Origin of the sequence: Novosphingobium sp. (assembly GCF_020852455.1) — a bacterium.
GTDB lineage: Bacteria > Pseudomonadota > Alphaproteobacteria > Sphingomonadales > Sphingomonadaceae > Novosphingobium.
Genome location: NZ_JADZAT010000010.1, coordinates 1 through 16,492, shown reverse-complemented (window position 1 = coordinate 16,492; position 16,492 = coordinate 1). Strand labels below are relative to the sequence as shown.

The 16,492-nt window shown below is 65.3% G+C and carries 17 protein-coding genes and 1 other RNA gene; 8 read left to right on the top strand and 10 right to left on the bottom strand.

The genetic code is table 11. The features are described from left to right. The first annotated feature begins 19 nt into the window (after window positions 1-19). Complete coding sequence (gene nhaA, locus IT549_RS04110) at window positions 20-1,204, top strand: Na+/H+ antiporter NhaA (RefSeq protein ID WP_292970165.1); 1,185 nt, start codon at window positions 20-22, stop codon at window positions 1,202-1,204. A 3-nt stretch (window positions 1,205-1,207) separates the two neighbouring features. On the opposite strand, the gene IT549_RS04105 is transcribed toward nhaA, so the two are convergent. After that, window positions 1,208-1,627 (bottom strand): VOC family protein, encoded by a 420-nt coding sequence (locus IT549_RS04105; protein ID WP_292970164.1) that lies wholly within the window; start codon window positions 1,625-1,627, stop codon window positions 1,208-1,210. Window positions 1,628-1,700: 73 nt separating this feature from the next. Continuing rightward, a complete protein-coding gene (locus IT549_RS04100) occupies window positions 1,701-2,456 on the bottom strand; it encodes a TorF family putative porin (protein WP_292970162.1) in 756 nt (251 codons plus the stop codon). Window positions 2,457-2,711: 255 nt separating this feature from the next. Here IT549_RS04100 and IT549_RS04095 point away from each other — a divergent pair, with 255 nt between their 5' ends. Continuing rightward, a complete protein-coding gene (locus IT549_RS04095; RefSeq protein WP_292970160.1) occupies window positions 2,712-3,515 on the top strand; it encodes a metallophosphoesterase family protein in 804 nt (267 codons plus the stop codon). Further along, window positions 3,512-4,822, top strand: coding sequence for a UDP-glucose/GDP-mannose dehydrogenase family protein (locus IT549_RS04090; RefSeq protein WP_292970158.1), 1,311 nt, complete (start codon window positions 3,512-3,514; stop codon window positions 4,820-4,822). Before IT549_RS04095 ends, IT549_RS04090 begins: the two co-directional genes overlap by 4 nt. A 131-nt stretch (window positions 4,823-4,953) precedes the next feature. On the opposite strand, the gene IT549_RS04085 is transcribed toward IT549_RS04090, so the two are convergent. From IT549_RS04085 to IT549_RS04075, 3 genes are read right to left on the bottom strand one after another with little or no spacing between them, the layout of a single operon-like run. After that, on the bottom strand, window positions 4,954-5,400 hold the full coding sequence (locus tag IT549_RS04085) for a DUF559 domain-containing protein (RefSeq protein WP_292970157.1): 447 nt from the start codon (window positions 5,398-5,400) through the stop codon (window positions 4,954-4,956). A gap of 57 nt (window positions 5,401-5,457) precedes the next feature. Beyond that, window positions 5,458-6,078: a TetR/AcrR family transcriptional regulator gene (locus IT549_RS04080; protein WP_292970155.1), complete on the bottom strand. Its 621-nt coding sequence runs from the start codon at window positions 6,076-6,078 to the stop codon at window positions 5,458-5,460. Further along, window positions 6,078-7,808: a thiamine pyrophosphate-binding protein gene (locus IT549_RS04075; protein ID WP_292970154.1), complete on the bottom strand. Its 1,731-nt coding sequence runs from the start codon at window positions 7,806-7,808 to the stop codon at window positions 6,078-6,080. Before IT549_RS04075 ends, IT549_RS04080 begins: the two co-directional genes overlap by 1 nt. A 76-nt stretch (window positions 7,809-7,884) precedes the next feature. Between IT549_RS04075 and IT549_RS04070 the strand changes: the two genes are divergently transcribed. Together IT549_RS04070 and IT549_RS04065 are read left to right on the top strand one after the other, a co-directional pair. Beyond that, complete coding sequence (locus IT549_RS04070) at window positions 7,885-8,679, top strand: SDR family NAD(P)-dependent oxidoreductase (protein ID WP_292970153.1); 795 nt, start codon at window positions 7,885-7,887, stop codon at window positions 8,677-8,679. Continuing rightward, window positions 8,676-9,755: a zinc-binding dehydrogenase gene (locus IT549_RS04065; protein WP_292970151.1), complete on the top strand. Its 1,080-nt coding sequence runs from the start codon at window positions 8,676-8,678 to the stop codon at window positions 9,753-9,755. Before IT549_RS04070 ends, IT549_RS04065 begins: the two co-directional genes overlap by 4 nt. On the opposite strand, the gene IT549_RS04060 is transcribed toward IT549_RS04065, so the two are convergent. The 5 genes from IT549_RS04060 to IT549_RS16160 form a co-directional block, all read right to left on the bottom strand. Then, complete coding sequence (locus IT549_RS04060; protein WP_292970150.1) at window positions 9,752-10,522, bottom strand: SDR family NAD(P)-dependent oxidoreductase; 771 nt, start codon at window positions 10,520-10,522, stop codon at window positions 9,752-9,754. The two genes, IT549_RS04065 and IT549_RS04060, sit on opposite strands and share 4 nt — an antisense overlap. 55 nt (window positions 10,523-10,577) lie before the next feature. Beyond that, an RNA gene (gene rnpB, locus IT549_RS04055) (RNase P RNA component class A) lies at window positions 10,578-10,981 on the bottom strand. Between the two features lie 7 nt (window positions 10,982-10,988). Then, complete coding sequence (locus IT549_RS04050) at window positions 10,989-11,690, bottom strand: N-acetylmuramoyl-L-alanine amidase (protein ID WP_292970149.1); 702 nt, start codon at window positions 11,688-11,690, stop codon at window positions 10,989-10,991. A 78-nt stretch (window positions 11,691-11,768) separates the two neighbouring features. Further along, a complete protein-coding gene (locus IT549_RS04045) occupies window positions 11,769-12,410 on the bottom strand; it encodes a histidine phosphotransferase family protein (RefSeq protein WP_292970147.1) in 642 nt (213 codons plus the stop codon). A gap of 80 nt (window positions 12,411-12,490) precedes the next feature. Continuing rightward, complete coding sequence (locus IT549_RS16160; RefSeq protein ID WP_365776142.1) at window positions 12,491-13,189, bottom strand: Mov34/MPN/PAD-1 family protein; 699 nt, start codon at window positions 13,187-13,189, stop codon at window positions 12,491-12,493. 102 nt (window positions 13,190-13,291) lie between these two features. Between IT549_RS16160 and IT549_RS04030 the strand changes: the two genes are divergently transcribed. The 3 genes from IT549_RS04030 to IT549_RS04020 all read left to right on the top strand — a co-directional run. Then, window positions 13,292-14,242: an RluA family pseudouridine synthase gene (locus IT549_RS04030; protein WP_292970145.1), complete on the top strand. Its 951-nt coding sequence runs from the start codon at window positions 13,292-13,294 to the stop codon at window positions 14,240-14,242. Window positions 14,243-14,345: 103 nt separating this feature from the next. Beyond that, on the top strand, window positions 14,346-15,266 hold the full coding sequence (gene rpoH / locus IT549_RS04025; protein ID WP_292970144.1) for an RNA polymerase sigma factor RpoH: 921 nt from the start codon (window positions 14,346-14,348) through the stop codon (window positions 15,264-15,266). Window positions 15,267-15,413: 147 nt separating this feature from the next. Beyond that, window positions 15,414-16,492: OmpA family protein (locus IT549_RS04020; RefSeq protein ID WP_292970143.1), on the top strand; the 1,079-nt coding region annotated here is incomplete at its 3' end.

Below are 16,492 nucleotides of genomic sequence, written 5' to 3'. Positions count from 1 at the left end.
TTTCCCCGATTCGCCCGGAATGACCGCAAAACGCCATCCTTTCTCAATCCTGGCCGGTCGGATCGCGCGGCTGCTGCATGGCGATGCCGGTGCGGGAATCCTGCTGCTGGCGGTTGCCGCGGCGGCCATGCTGCTCGCCAATTCCCCGCTCGGCCCGGCCTATCACGAAATCCTGCACCACCCCCTGGGTTCCAGCCCGGTGGCGCACCTGGGCACGCTGCATGCCTGGATCAACGACGGGCTGATGGCGCTGTTCTTCTTCGTCGTCGGGCTTGAGATCAAGCGCGAGGTGCTGGAAGGCCAGCTGGCCCGGCCCGAACAGCGCCGCCTGCCAGTGCTGGCGGCCATCGCCGGGATGGCTCTGCCGGCCGCGATCTATCTGCTGGTCAGCGGCGGCGAGCCCCGGCTGCAGGCGGGCTGGGCGATCCCCGCCGCGACCGACATCGCCTTTGCGGTGGGCATTCTGGGCCTGCTGGGCAAGGGCCTGCCGCCCTCGCTGCGGCTGTTCCTGCTGACCGTCGCGATCGTGGACGACCTGGGCGCGGTGGCGATCATCGCGCTGGTTTATACCGCGCAGCTCGATCTGACCTGGCTGGCACTTTCCGGCGTGGTGCTGGCGGGGCTGGCACTGGCCAACCGCCGCGGGATCAAGCGCGGCTGGGTCTATGCGCTGGGCGGCACCTTGCTGTGGTATGCGGTGCTGCATTCGGGGATCCATGCAACGATTGCCGGGGTGCTGGCAGCGCTGTGCGTGCCGATCGCGCTCGACCGGCAGGGTGAAAGCCTGCTGCTGCGGATGGAGCACGTGCTCGCCCCGCTCAGCGCCTACCTGATCGTCCCGGTGTTCGGACTGGCCAATGCCGGTGTAGCCCTGCCGCGCGGCGGGATCGCGGCGATTGACCCGACTCTGCCCATGGCGGTGGCGCTGGGGCTGGTGCTGGGCAAGCTGGGCGGGATCTTCGGCGCGGTCTATCTGGCCGAGAAAAGCGGCTTTGCACCGCGACCGGCCGGCACCAGCTGGCGGCAGGTACTGGGCCTTTCGGCACTGTGCGGGATCGGCTTCACGATGAGCCTGTTCATCGCCCAGCTGGCCTTCCCCGCCGCGCCCGAACTGGTCGAGGATGCCAAGCTGGGGGTCTTCGCCGGATCGCTGCTGGCCGCGCTGCTGGGGTTCGTCCTGCTGCGCCGCAGTGCTCGCGGCTGAAGCCTACCAGCTGCCCACGTTGGGCATCGAGATCCACGGTTCCGCCGGCGGCAGGGTGCCGTCCTGCAGCAGTTCGACAGAGATCCCGTCAGGCGATTTGACAAAGGCCATGTGCCCGTCACGCGGCGGGCGGTGGATCGTGTGCCCGGCCGCCATCAGCGCTTCGCAGGTGGCGTAGATATCGTCCACCCGGTAGGCCAGGTGGCCGAAATTACGCCCGCCGTCATAGTCCTGCGGATCCCAGTTGTGGGTCAGTTCCACCTCGGCCACGCCCTCTTCACCCGGCGCGGCCAGGAAGATCAGCGTGAAGCGGCCCTGCTCGCTGGAAAAGCGGCGCACTTCATCAAGCCCGATCAGCCGGAAGAAGGCGATCGTTGCGTCGGGATCGGTCACCCGGATCATCGAATGGAGAAATTTGGTCATGGCCCCAGCTATGCCACAAGGCCCGCTCCGGACAAGCCGAAACGGGCCCTTGCGAGCAGTCAGATCGGCCGGATCAGAACGAAAGCTTGACCGAAGCGACGACCGTATCGTTCGAGAAGCCATCGATCGAGGCGCCATCGACCCCGACATAGGTCACACTCAGCGACAGGTTCTTGGCAATGGTGGCGCTGGCCCCCACCGAATAGTCAAACCCGCCTTCGGTCGAAACGCCGGTCAGCAACTTGGGCGAAAGCGCGCCCGATGTGTAACCCAGATGCGCGTTGACCGACACCGGCGTGCCGGGCACGCCGCTGCTGAGATCGCCGTACAGGTAGAGGTTGTCATCCCCGCCCAGCGCATCCTGTTCCCAGGCATAGTTCGCGCCGACCTTGGCCGTCACCGGGCCCAGTGTCTTCGACAGCGAGGCATAGGGTTCCAGGAAATTGGCCTTGCCGAAGCTGCCGTTGGGATAGGTGTACCAGGTTACCCCGACATCGGCAGTCAGCCCGCTGCTGATCTCGCCTGACCAGCCGCCATAGACATCGAGTTCGGCCGAACCATAGATATCGAGCGGGTCCTGTTCGAGGCTGGAGGCCCAGGTGCCGACATAGAAGCCGCTGGAATGGGTAGCCTGAATCCCGCCCTGCACGGCGAAATCGCCGCCCGAATAGGACAGGCCGCGCCAGCGGTAGTCGGTTACGCCAGCAACATTGCCGCTGAGCGTGAATTCGGCCGGCGGATCGGTTTCGTCGGCGAAGGCTGGAGTAGCGGCCAGCAGGCTGGCGGCGGTGAAAGTTGCGGCGCACAGGCCGCGGATGGACGTGAGCATATCAATCTTCCCTTGAACGATTGTAACAGCTTCGTCCCACCTGCACGCGTCCTTGCTTCTCGATGGCGGAAACATTCGGATCGCGTGGGCATGGGACTGCACAATCTTGTTGCACTGCACAAGAGCAAATCGCCGCCTTGCTTGCCTTAGCCCTGCGATGTGTGGTTTCGCGGTCACGGTGGATTGCGCGGCAGGCATGCGCCATTGTTCGTTAAGCTCCATCCGGGTATAGGCGCGCGCAGAGATTTCTCCGCCATGCTCAAGTCCTTGCGCTCTCTCCTCGGCCTGAACGACGGTCAGCCCGCTCCGGCGATCCCCGCCGGCCAGCGGGTCTATGCCGTGGGCGACATCCACGGCTGCCTTGGCCTGTTCGAGGCGCTGGTTGCGGCGATCGAGGCCGACGATGCCCGGCGCGGCGCCAGCGCAACCACGCTGGTCCTGCTGGGCGACCTGGTCGATCGCGGTCCCGACAGCGCCGGAGTGATCCGCCTGGCGCGCCAGCTGGCGGCGCGGCGCACGGTGCGGATCCTGCTGGGCAATCACGAGGAAATGTTCCTCGACGCGCTGGAAAGCGAAGAGGTGCTGCGGCATTTCCTGCGCTATGGCGGGCGCGAAACCGTGCTGTCCTATCCGGTCGATCCGGCCACTTACCACCGCGCCGAACTGGACGAGACCCTGGCGCTGATGCGCGCCGCGGTGCCAGCCGAAGACATCGCCTTCCTGCGCGGCTTCGAAGATCAGGTGCTGATCGGCGATTATCTGTTCGTCCATGCCGGGATCCGTCCCGGCGTGCCGCTGGACGAACAGCGCGCCGCGGACCTGCGCTGGATCCGCGAACCCTTCCTGTCACACCGCGAAAGCCACGGCCCGGTGGTGGTGCACGGGCACACGATTTTCGAACGGCCCGATTTCGGGCATAACCGCATCGGTATCGATACCGGCGCCTATCGCACCGGGCGGCTGACCGCGCTGGGGCTGGAAGGCACCACCCGCTGGCTGATCGAGGCGGTGCAGGACGAATTGGGCGCGGTCAGCGCCACGCAAAGGAGTTTGGGATGAAAATCGCAATGGTCGGCTCGGGCTACGTCGGGCTGGTATCGGGAGCCTGCTTCGCCGATTTCGGCCACGAAGTGGTCTGCATCGACAAGGACCCGGCCAAGATCGACAGCCTGAAGGCCGGGATCATGCCGATCTTCGAACCGGGGCTGGCCGAACTGGTCACGTCGAACGCCAAGGCCGGGCGCCTGTCGTTCACTACCGATCTGGCCGAAGGGATCGCCGGAGCTGCGGCGATCTTCATCGCGGTTGGCACTCCCAGCCGCCGCGGCGATGGCCATGCCGACCTGTCGTTCGTCTATGCCGTGGCCGAGGAAATCGGCCAGAACCTGAAGAACGACGCGGTGGTGGTAACCAAGTCAACCGTGCCGGTGGGTACCGGCGACGAGGTTGAGCGGATCCTGGCTGCCGCCAATCTGCCGGTGAAGTTCGCGGTCGCCTCGAACCCCGAATTCCTGCGCGAAGGCGCGGCGATCGGCGATTTCAAGCATCCCGACCGGATCGTGGTGGGCACCGAGGACGAATGGGCGCGCGGCGTGATGAACGAGGTCTATCGCCCGCTGTTCCTCAACAAGAGCCCGATCCTGTTCACCAGCCGCCGCACCAGCGAACTGATCAAATATGCCGCCAACGCTTTCCTGGCGGTCAAGATCACTTTCATCAACGAGATGGCCGACCTGTGCGAAAAGGTCGGTGCCGATGTACAGGACGTTTCGCGCGGAATCGGGATGGACAACCGGATCGGCTCCAAGTTCCTCCACGCCGGCCCCGGCTATGGCGGATCGTGCTTCCCCAAGGACACGCTGGCGCTGCTCAAGACCGCCGAGGACTATGAAGCGCCGACCCGGATCGTCGAGGCGGTGGTGGCGGTCAACGACAGCCGCAAGCGCGCGATGGGCCGCAAGGTGATCGAGGCGCTGGGCGGAATGGACGCGGCGCGCGGCAAGAAGGTTGCGATGCTGGGCCTGACCTTCAAGCCCAACACCGACGACATGCGCGACAGCCCGGCAATCGCGGTGGCCCAGGCGCTGGTCGATGCCGGGGTGGAAGTGGCCGCCTATGACCCCGAAGGGATGGAACTGGCAAAGCCCCTGATGCCCGAAGTGGCGATGCAGGCCAGCGCCTATGCCGCGATCGAAGGCGCCGACGCGACCGTGATCGTGACCGAATGGGACGCCTTCCGCGCACTCGACCTTGATCGCGTCAAGGGCCTGATGAACGCGCCGGTGCTGGTTGACCTGCGCAACGTCTACGATCCGGCCGAAGTGCGCGCCAAGGGCTTCAGCTATTCAAGCGTGGGGCGGATTTAGGGGTCTCAGTGCCCCTCCGTCATTTGCTGACGCAAATGCCACCTCCCCGTTTGCACCAGACCCTCTCCGTTTTTGGCGAATGCCACAAACGGGGAGGTGGCAGACGCCGACAGGCGGCTGACGGAGGGGCTTCAACGCTGGCAATAACGCACCATCGCATCAGCAACGACCTCGGCAGATTTCAGCACATCGACCGCCGGTATCCGCACGATCTCGATCCCCATCTTGCGAAAGAAGGCGTCGCGCCTCTCATCGCGTTGCGGTCGATCACCCATTTCATGCGCGATCCCATCGATCTCGAAGCCGGTCCTGGACCTGATGTTGAAAAAATCGAGTACGTAAGGTTCGATCGCATGCTGGCGCCGGAAACTGACGCCGTCAGGTGACCGCCGCAACAAGTTCCACAATAGTACCTCGGGCAGCGACATGTCGCGGCGCAACTGGCGCGCTTTGAGGACGTTTTCGGATCGCCGCTTGCGTGGGATTTGCCCCTCCGTCAGCCCTGCGGGCTGCCACCTCCCCGTTTGTGCTTCGCAAAAACGGAGAGGGATTTGGTAGGTCGTCTGGACAGTTGACACAACCGAAACCGGCTCCGTTTTCGACGCAAGTCGCAAACGGAGCGGGGCGTCGCCGTCTCAGCCCAGCTCGGCCTTGAGCTGTTGCGCCCGCTCCGCCCCCACCAGTCCCAGCACCAGCAGGTGGCTGGCCCGCCGCATTTCCGCTGCGAAGCGCACCTGATCCCAATGCTCCGCCAGCCAGGCCTCAACCGTGGCGGCAACGGTGCGCAGCAGCAGGTCGGTGAAGGCCATTGGTTCGACCAGCGGGGCCAGTTCGCCAGCCTCCATTGCCGCACGGACCAAGTCGCCCCACAGGTGCCGGCCTTCCTCGCTCATCGCATCGCGCAGCAGGTTGGCTTCGACCCCGATCATCGCCGCGTAGAGCCCGCGATAGAATTCGGGTTCGGAGGTGTAGTGCACCACGATCAGGTCAACCGCGCCAAGCAACCGATCGAGCGGGCCATCATCCGGCAAGCGCGCCAGCCGCGCTGCAAAGCTGGCGAATTCATCGAGCACCACCCGGCGCAGCACTTCGCCTTTCGAACCGAGCAGGTTGTAGGGCGTGGCCGGACTGACCCCGGCCGCCTGCGCCAGTTGCAGCATCGAAAAGCCCGCACCGCCGGTTTCGCGCACCAGCCGGTGCGCGGCATCGACAATCGCGCGCTGGCGCGCTTCGCGGACTTCTGGCGACAGGGCCATCAGCCGACCGGGATATTCTCGTAATAGGGGATCAGGACATCGTCCGAGCCGGCTTCGACCTGGCCGAGCATCGCCACCGTGACCGGGTGGACCACATCAGCATCGGTCATCACTTCGATGAAGGCCGGCCCGCCGCAGGCGAAGGCGCGGTCAAGCGCACCCGCCAGTTCGGCAAACTGCGTCACCCGTTCGCTGTTGAGGCCAAAGGCGCGGGCGATATCGGCGTAATTGGTCCCCTCGAGCTTGGAGATGACGTTGTAGTTACCGCCGAACATGATCTGCTGGCCGTGGATCGACATGCCCCAGACCTGGTTGTTGAGCACCACGTTTACCACCGGCAGGTGGTGGCGGACCATGGTATCGAATTCCTGGATGTGGAACCCCAGCGCACCATCGCCGGTCAGGTGCACCACCCGCCGATCGGGAAAGGCCAGCTGCGCGCCGATCGCAAAGCCCGGGCCGATCCCCAGGCAGCCCAGATACCCGTGGGTGAGCAGCGAGCCGGGCCGGTTGACCGCTGTCGCCGCCCCGGCCCAGGATGCGGCCTCACCGCCATCATAGACATAGATCGCATCCGGCCCGGCCTTGTCGGCCACGGCCTTGGCGGCATGCAGCGGGTGGATCCCCTGCCCGGTTTCGGCATCGGGGAACTGGCTGGCAAAAACCGCCGCAGCCGATGTAGCCTGGGCCCGCCATTGCTCCAGCCCGGCGGGTGCCCGCCCATCGAGCGCGGCGGCTAATGCGCGCACCGTTTCGGCACTGTCGGCGGCGATTGCCAGCTCGGCATCGCGGATCCGTCCGATCTCGGCCGCATTGGTGTGGACCTGCGCCAGCCTGGCGGCATCCGGCACCACCGCCCCCGAACGTCCACCCAGGAGCAAGCCCATCCGGCCGCCCAGCAGGATCACCAGGTCGGGGGGATCGATCCCCAGCAGCGGCAGCAGCGCCAGGTTGCCCGCCGCACCGCCATCGCACGGGTGGCCAGCGGGCAGCACGCCTTGCGCCAGCGTCTTGGTGAAGACCGGCAGCGGCAAGGCTGCGGTCAACGCGCGCAATGCCTCGGCGCAGGCCGCATTGGCGGCTTCGTTACCGGCGATCACCACCGGGCGCTTCGCGGCCAGCAGCATATCAGCCAGCGCCTGTACTTCGGCCGGGCTGGGCGCGGCGTGGGGCCGCACGTTGACCCCGGCCGGGGCGGTTGCGCGGCTTTCGGGCACGCTCATGTGCAGCACGTCGATCGGCAGTTCCAGCAGCACCGGCCCCATCGGCGCAGTGCGCGCCTGGCGGATCGCCATGGCGGTCAGATCGGCGATCCGTTCGGTCGACGGGATCGAGAAGGCCCATTTGACGCTGGGCCGGGCCATCGCCACCTGGTCGATCCCGCCCTGCATCGGGTTGGTCTCAACCTCGCGCAGCGGCGGGGCGCCGACGATGAACAGCACCGGCGAACCATCGAGCCTGGCATTGGCCATCGCCGAGATCGCATTGGTGAACCCCGGCCCGGCGGTGACGATGCACACCCCCAGCTCGCCGGTTGCGCGGGCATAGCCATCAGCGGCGTGGCCGGCGGCGCTTTCGTGGCGGAAGTCGGTCAGCGCGATCCCTTCATCGACGCAGCCCTTGAGCAGCGCCTCGAGGTGCCCGCCGTGAAGCGCGAAGGCCTGCTTCACCCCCGTCGTCTTGAGGGTCCGGGCCAGGATCTGCCCCCCGACCAGCCGTTCGTCCGCCATCGCCCGTTCTCCGTGTTGCGACTCGCCTGCGCTTGTGATTATAGTGCACTCTAATAATCAGCAAGAGAGGGCAGCCATGGCAAGGTTTGCAGGCAAGGTGGCGGTGATCACCGGCGGAGCATCGGGGATCGGCGCGGCGACTGCACGGCTGCTCCACCGCGAAGGGGCCAGCGTGGTGCTGGGCGATGTGGATCCCGCCGGGCAGGCGCTGGCCGACGAATTGGGCGAGCGGGCGCTGTTCAGGACCTGCGATGTCTCGTCGCTGGAACAGGTTGAGGGCCTTGTGGGTACTGCGGTGTCACGCTTTGGTGCACTCCATGTGATGTTCAACAACGCCGGCATCGGCAGCCTCTCACCGATCGAAGCACTGTCGGTCGAAGACTGGCGCAGGGTCATCGCGATCGATCTTGACGGGGTGTTCTTCGGCCTCAAGGTGGCAATCCCGGCGATCAGGGCCAGTGGCGGCGGGGCGGTGGTCAACACCGCATCGGCCAGCGGATTGGCCGCAGACTATGGCTTTGCCGCCTACAACGCCGCCAAGGCCGGGGTCATCAACCTGACCCGCACCGCCGCAATCGACCATGCCCGCGAAGGGATTCGGGTCAACTGCATCTGCCCCGGCCCGGTAGACACCCCGATCCTGGCCGGAGTCCAGGCGGTTCCGGGGCTGCGCAGCGACTGGGAGGACCGGGTGCCGCTGGGCCGCTTCGCCCGGGCCGACGAAATCGCCGAAGCGGTTGCCTTTCTGGCCTCGGACGCGGCTTCGGCGATCACCGGAATCGCGCTGCCGGTCGATGGCGGCTTGACCGCGCACACCGGGCAGCCGAACCTGATCAGGATATTCGGCGGCATGGCGGGAGGCGGGGAATGAAGGCAGTTGTCAGGCGCGGGACCGAGCTGGTCGATACCGAAATTGCCGATCCGGTTCCCGGCGAAGGCCAGGCGCTGGTATCGACGCTGGTCTGCGGGATCTGCGGGTCGGACCTCCACGCACTCCACTACCTCGATCACATGCTGGCGCTGACCAAGCGGGCCGGCGGGCTGGAAACGGTCGATCCTGCACAGGACATGGTCTTCGGACACGAGTTCTGCGCCGAAGTGCTCGACTATGGCCCGGGCTGCAGCGGGGCGATCAAGCCCGGCACGCGCGTGGTTTCGGTCCCCGCCGCATTCGGGCCGCAGGGCGGTGAACTGGTTGGCTATTCGAACCGCTTCCCCGGCGGCTTTGCCGAGCGGATGGTGCTGACCGAGGCAATGCTGCTGGCAGTCCCCAATGGCCTTGATGCCGAGCGCGCCGCCCTGACCGAGCCGATGGCGGTGGGCGAGCATGCGGTCGCGCAGGCCCCGCTGACACCGCAGTCCGTCGCGCTGGTAATCGGCTGCGGGCCGGTTGGCCTGTCGGTGATCGCCGCGCTCAAGGCCCGCGGCGTGGGCCCGGTCATCGCTACGGACCTTTCCCCCGAACGCCGCAGGGCGGCCGAGGCGCTGGGTGCCGATGTGGTGCTCGACCCGCGCCAGCATTCGCCGCACGACCGCTGGGAAGCGCTCGATGTGCCGGCGACCATGGCCAGCATGTCGGCCAGCCAGCTGATGGGCCGCAGCATTCGCGATGCAGTGGTGTTCGAATGTGTTGGCGTGCCGGGGATGATCCAGCAGCTGATCGAGAACAGCCCGCCCACCGCCACGATCATTGTCGTCGGCGTCTGCATGGAAAGCGATACGATTGAACCGTCTTTGGCGATCAACAAGCAGCTCGGGCTCAAATTTGTGTTCGGCTATTCGCCCGAGGAGTTCGCTGCGACATTGCACGAGATCGCCGAGGGTCACCGCGATGTCACGCCGCTGATCTCAGGCACGGTCGGGCGTTCGGGAGTGGCCGATGCCTTCAAGGCGCTGACGGGCGGCGGCGGTCAGATCAAGGTGCTGGTCAACCCCGCGCTCGACTAGGCGTTCCGCGCCATCAGCCCGCCATCGACCGGGATCGTCGCCCCGGTGATGAATGAGGCGCCGGGCAGGCACAGGCTCCAGGTCATGTGCGCCACCTCTTCGGGCTGGCCATAGCGGCGCAGCGCGGTGCGGCGGTGGGCATAGGTCGCCTTGTCGGCATCGGGGACCCGCGCGGTCATGCCGGTTTCGATCGGGCCCGGACAGATGCAGTTGACGGTGATCCCGGCCTTGCCCAGCTCCAGCGCCAGCGCCCGGGTCAGTCCGGTCACCGCCGCCTTGCTGGCGGCATAGGCGCTGTTGCCGCTGGTCGCGCCCAATGCCTCGGTCGAGGCGATGTTGACGATCCGCGGCGCGGCCGATTGCCGCAGCAGCGGCAAGGCCGCACGGATCACCCGCTGCTGGCCGGTGGCATTGATCCGCACGATCCGCTCCCATACCGCGTCATAGTCCTCACCGTCGATCGGGCAGAAGCCGGATACCCCGGCGTTGTTGACCACCACGTCGAGCCGGTCATGCCAGCCGCAGATCTCGGCCATCACGCTGGCGACACTGTCCGGATCGCCGACATCCATCGCCCAGCCCCGCGCCGATCCGCCCGCAGCGATGATCTCCATCGCCACCGCTTCGGCCCCGTCGGCGTTGACGTCGGTGACCGCGACATGCGCGCCATCCTGAGCAAACAGCCGCGCCGTGGCCCGGCCCATTCCGGAAGCCGCACCGGTGACAAGCGCGACCGAGCCCTTGAGCGAACGAAGCGGATTGGACATGGCAAACTCCCTGACAGGTGGTTCGGCCAGTTGAGCAACCAATTGCGCGAAGATCAATGCCAGGGGGCCTGTAAGCCGGGTTCTGTAGCGTGGACGGTATCCCAAAAGAGACCGTATCCGCACTGGCAGCCATTCCTCTAGGCCGTGTGTTGCCACGCGGCTCAAGCAACCAACCCGGGCGGTCGGGCGCGAAACACGCCTGTCCTTGCGGACGCGCCGCCCCTATTCGGTCTTGCTCCGGGTGGGGTTTGCCGTGCGAGCCCTGTTACCAGGGCCCCGGTGCGCTCTTACCGCACCCTTTCACCCTTACCTCTTGCGAGGCGGTCTGCTCTCTGTGGCACTTTCCCTGGGCTTCGCGGCAAGCCACTCGCCCGGCGGGCATTACCCGCCACCCTTGTTTCGTGGAGCCCGGACTTTCCTCGCGGTTCTAGCGAACCCCGCGGCTGCCCGGCCCCCTGGCAGAGCCCTATCTAGTCTTTCCGGCATCACGATCCAACAACAAAGAGAACAGGATCGCCGAGCATTCCCCGTCCACCAGCCCGTCGATGATGTGCGGACGCCAGCGGCGCTGGAAGGCGCGCATCGCGGCCTGGGGGTCGGAAATGTCATAGCCATAGCGCTCAAGCGCCAGAAAAAACGCGCCATCGTTCTCGAACGGACTGGGCATCTTTACCCGCGGAGTGCGCAGCGCCAGGCGGTGCGCGGCGAGCAGGTCCCAGTCGAACAGATCGCCGGGATCATCCTTGCGGGTGGGCGCAATGTCCGAATGGCCGACCACATTGGCGCGCGGCACGTCCCAGCGCTGGACGATCCCGGCCAGCAGCGGCACCAGGGCCTCCATCTGCGCATCAGGGAACGGGCGATAGCCGAATTCGTGCCCCGGATTGACCAGTTCGATCCCGACCGAGGCCGAATTGACATCGGTAATCCCGCGCCAGAAGCTTTTCCCGGCATGCCAGGCGCGGCGATCCTCGCGGACCAGGCGGTGGATCTGGCCGTCTTCCTCGATCAGATAATGGGCCGAAACGCCGAATTCCTCACTGCACAGCCGTTCCAGCGCTTCATCGGCGCTCTGCATGCCGGTGTAGTGCAGGACGACCATCGAGACCGGCAGCTTGCGCTCGTTCCAATTCGGGCTGGGAGTCTCGAAATCGATCAGTTCGGTCATTCAGCGCTGTGCCCGGTTCGTGCCTGATTGCACCTGCTAGCCTCTTTCGCAGGGCGCGAATTGCATGGAATCGCCCAGTCAGCCTTCGGGCATCACTGCGCCCATCACCAGCGCTTCCTCGCTCAGCGCGAATTGCAGTCCGCCGCCTTGCTGTCCGGCCAGTTCGTGCAGCATCCAGGCCGGCGCGGTGCGGCTGGACAGATCGGCGACCGGCAGCGAGCCATCAAGCGCGCGGCCAACATCGGCATCGAAGGCAATCCTGGGCCCGGCGGCGCGAACCACGATCTCGCTTGCCCCGCTGCGGCTTTCGACTCCAATGTCGAGCGTGCCGCCGCGAATTAGCGCGTCGATCCCGATATGGGCCAGGTTGAGCAGCACCTTGACCGCCGGCTTGGGCAGCGCATCGACCCCCAGTGCCCACTGGATCGTGATCCGCTCGTTCCCGGCCACCAACGCATCGACCAGGCTCTTCGGCTCCTCGATCGCGACCGAGCTGCCGAACCCGCCCGCCGCACCAAAGGCGAGGCGGAAGAACTTCAGCTTGTCGGCGCTGGTCCGGGCGCTCTGTTCGAGCAGTTCCATGCAGCGCTTGCGCATTTCGGGGTCTTTTTCATCGGCCAGCAGTTCAAGCCCGTTGGTCATCGCGCCGACCGGCGAAAGCAGGTCATGGCACAGGCGTGAGCAGAGCAGGCTGGCAAGATCAACGGCACTATCGGTCATCGGGGCCCCGTACTGGAAGTTCACAAAGTTGACAGGGTTCAGGAAATGAAATTCCCGCTGCCTTGCCGTCGCGCGCGACCTTAGTCGGCGATGAGCCGGTAGGAAAGCGCTTCGAAGCCATCCGGGCCATCACGCCACCAGGTTACCGCGCCAGCGGCCACGATCGCCCAGGCCCGGCCATCGCCGCTGGCCTGTGCACGGTCCTCATTCGATGGACCAATGTGACCGTTGGGATGCGAATGGTAATAGCCCAATACCTCAAGCCCGCCCGCCCGCTGCGCCCGGTGGGCGGAAATCAGTGCCTTTGGATCAATCTCGAAATGCCGTTCTGGCTGGGGGTGAACATTGGCCGCCGGGCGCACCATCGCCACCCGCGCGCCCTGCCCCAGCAGCAACCCGCAGCACTCGCGCGGATGCGCCTGGGTCGCTTCTTTGAGCATTTGCCGGATAACACCGCCCAGAACCAAAAGTTCCGTTCGTCCTGAGCTTGTCGAAGGACCGTCCTTCTTCTTTGCGAGGCGCGAGATTTCCACCCAATCTCCCCGGATGAGAGCCAGCTTCTTGGCTTTTGACCAGCCCTTGATCTGCCGCTCAGCCGACAATGCTTCGTAGCGAGTTGAGAACTCTTGTGACCAGACAAGCTCTACCGGCAGGAGTTGCTGGGTGAAGCCCTTGACCAATCCGCTCTTGTGATCACCGACCCGCCTTTCGAGGTCATCCGTATGCCCGGTGTAAAACTTCCCATCGCGGCAATGCAGCATATAGGCCCAAAAGGTCATTGCATGGGGCTAGGCCAAGGACGGTCCTTCGACAAGCTCAGGACGAACGGGATTTGGTTTCAGGGTCTTGTCTGGTGGGCGAGCGTCCCCACCTAGCTAGCGATGAACGGGGGAGATTCCATCATTTCCGGCGCAATCGCCGAAGCCGGCCAGCGGCTCGACAAGGCGCTGGCCGATGCCAGCGGTCTGTCGCGCGAGCGGATCAAGGCGCTGCTGGGCGAAGCCCGCGTGCTGCTGGACGGCAAGGTGGCCGCGCAGGCCAGCCTCAAGCCCGCCGCCGGCACCCGGTTTGAAATTCGCGTTCCCGAGGCGGTGCCGACTGAGGCGCAGGCCCAGGATATCCCGCTCAACGTCGTCTATGAAGACGAACACCTGATCGTGATCGACAAGCCCGCCGGGCTGGTGGTCCACCCGGCTGCCGGCAACCTTGACGGAACGCTGGTCAATGCCTTGCTGCACCATTGCCAGGGCCAGCTTTCGGGAATCGGCGGGGTGGTTCGCCCCGGCATCGTCCACCGGATCGACAAGGAAACATCCGGGCTGCTGGTGGTTGCCAAGAGCGACAAGGCGCATGAAGGGCTGGCCCGGCAGTTCGCCGATCATTCGATCGAACGCGCCTATTTCGCGGTGGTGGCAGGGCTGCCGGTTCCGCCAGCGGGCACAGTCAGCGGCCACATCGGCCGGTCCGATCACGATCGCAAGAAGATGGCCGTGCTGCACGAACTCAACAAGCGCGGCAAACATGCGGTGACCCATTACCGGCTGGTCGAGGCGCTGGACGGCGCATCGCTGGTCGAATGCCGGCTTGAGACCGGCCGCACCCACCAGGTCCGCGTTCACATGGCGTCAATCGGCCATGCGCTATTGGGCGATCCTGTCTATGGACGCACACCGCAGCGGCTTCGCCCGATTCTTACCCAGCTTCACTTTGCCCGGCAGGCACTGCACGCCGCAGTCCTGGGCTTTATCCACCCCGTTACGGGGGCAGCGCTGCGCTTTGAAAGCAAGCTGCCTGCCGACATGGCGGGGCTGTTGGTCGAATTGAGGAGCTAAAGCCGTTCTATTGTGGTAGAACACTTTTCCATGTGGCCATCGCAGGGGGATGCCTATTAAGGGTCTTTCAAGGGTGGGCCGACAAAGAAGGGACGAGTTGAATATGTCCGAAGCCGAACGCAAATTGCCCGCCACCGGTGGCACCACGCTGCCCAGCCTCAGCGGCGAGCAGAGCCTCAACCGCTATCTGGCCGAGATCAAGAAGTTCCCGGTGCTGACCGCCGAGCAGGAATACATGCTCGCCAAGCGCTATGCCGAACACCAGGATCCCGATGCCGCCAAGCAGCTGGTTACCAGCCACCTGCGGCTCGTCGCCAAGATCGCGATGGGCTATCGCGGCTATGGCCTGCCGGTCAGCGAACTGATCAGCGAAGGCAACATCGGCCTGATGCAGGGCGTCAAGAAATTCGAACCCGATCGCGGGTTCCGCCTGGCCACCTATGCGATGTGGTGGATCAAGGCGAGCATCCAGGAATTCATCCTGCGCAGCTGGTCGCTGGTCAAGATCGGCACCACGGCCGCGCAGAAGAAGCTGTTCTTCAACCTGCGCCGGATGAAGAAGAACCTCGACGCTTACGAAGATTCGGACCTGCATCCCGACCAGGTCAGGAAGATCGCGACCGACCTTGGCGTGTCCGAGGCCGAAGTGGTCAACATGAACCGCCGGATGATGATGGGCGGCGATGCCAGCCTGAACATCTCGTTCAACGAGGACGGCGAAGGCCAGTGGCAGGACATGCTGGAAGACAGCGGCCCGCTGCAGGACCAGATCGTCGAGGACGCGCAGGAAGCCGGCAACCGCCATGCCCTGCTGGTCGAGGCGATGGACAGCCTGAACGAGCGTGAACGCCACATCCTGACCCAGCGCCGCCTGATCGACGACCCGCGGACGCTCGAGGAACTGAGCCAGGAATACAACGTCAGCCGCGAACGCGTCCGCCAGATCGAGGTGCGCGCGTTCGAAAAGCTGCAGAAGGCGATGCTGCGGATCGCCGGCGAACGCAGGCTGCTGCCCGCAGCCTGACTTCGCCAGGTTAGCGTGAGGCGGAGCGACATAAATCGCTCCGCTGCGCGATGTTGCTACCCAATCCGGTAGTGTGTGCGCCCGAACAGCGCCTTATCCGGTTCGTGAAGGCCAGCCTTGGCCATCTCTGAACCTGAAAGGTGCAATATGCGCAGATTGCTCTCCACCACAGCGCTTGGGGCCGTCCTGCTGTCCAGCCCGGCCCTGGCCCGCGACGATTCGTGGTACATCGAAGGCGATGCCGGGGTGACCGTAATTCGCGACGTGCGCGTTTTCGAGAACGCGTCCCCCAACCAGTTGACCGCCGGAACCGACGTTCCGGTCGGCATCGTGGGCACCAAAACGGGATACGATCTTGGCGGTATCATTGGATACGATTTCGGACCCTTCAGGCTGGAAGGCGAAGTCAGCTATCGCCGGGCGGGGGTGGATTACCTTGCTCTGAACGGTGCGGTTCCGACCGATTCCCTCGCCGGACATGTCTCCAATCTTGGCGCCATGGCCAACGCCCTGATCGACATTGGTCCCGACGATGGCGTGCAGGCCTTTGTTGGCGGCGGGATAGGCTATGCGCACACGAAAATCGCCGCCAGAGCGACCAGCAATCAAGCAACCAATGTCTACACTGTAACGGCTTCGGACGGCGGTTTTGCCTGGCAATTGCTGGCTGGAGTGCGGATGCCGCTGAACGAGCATATCGACCTGGGCATCAAGTATCGCTATTTCAATCAGGACCGGGTTGATGGCCAAGCCAGCCTGTCCTTTATCGGCCTGACCCAGCCGATCACCCTGACCGATCCTGTCCATCAGCGCTATCGCAGCCATTCGGCGCTGCTGACGCTGGCTTACAATTTCGGCTCGGCTCCGCCGCCTCCGCCTCCGCCACCGCCGCCTCCCCCGCCGCCGCCGGAGCCCCCTGCTCCGCCGCCGCCGCCGCCGCCGTGCAACAAGGGTCCGTACATCGTGTTCTTCGACTGGGATAAGTCGGACATCACGCCGGAAGCCGCTTCGATCCTCGACAGCGCTGTCGCCGCCTATGGCAACTGCGCCAGTGTACCGATCATGCTCGCCGGCTATGCTGACCGTTCGGGTGGGGCCCCCTACAACCAGGGCCTGTCGGAACGCCGCAACGCGTCGGTCACTTCGTACCTGACCTCGCATGGTGTCCCGGGTGGTGCGATCACCAGCCAGGGCTTCGGCGAAAACAACAACCGCGTTCCCACCGC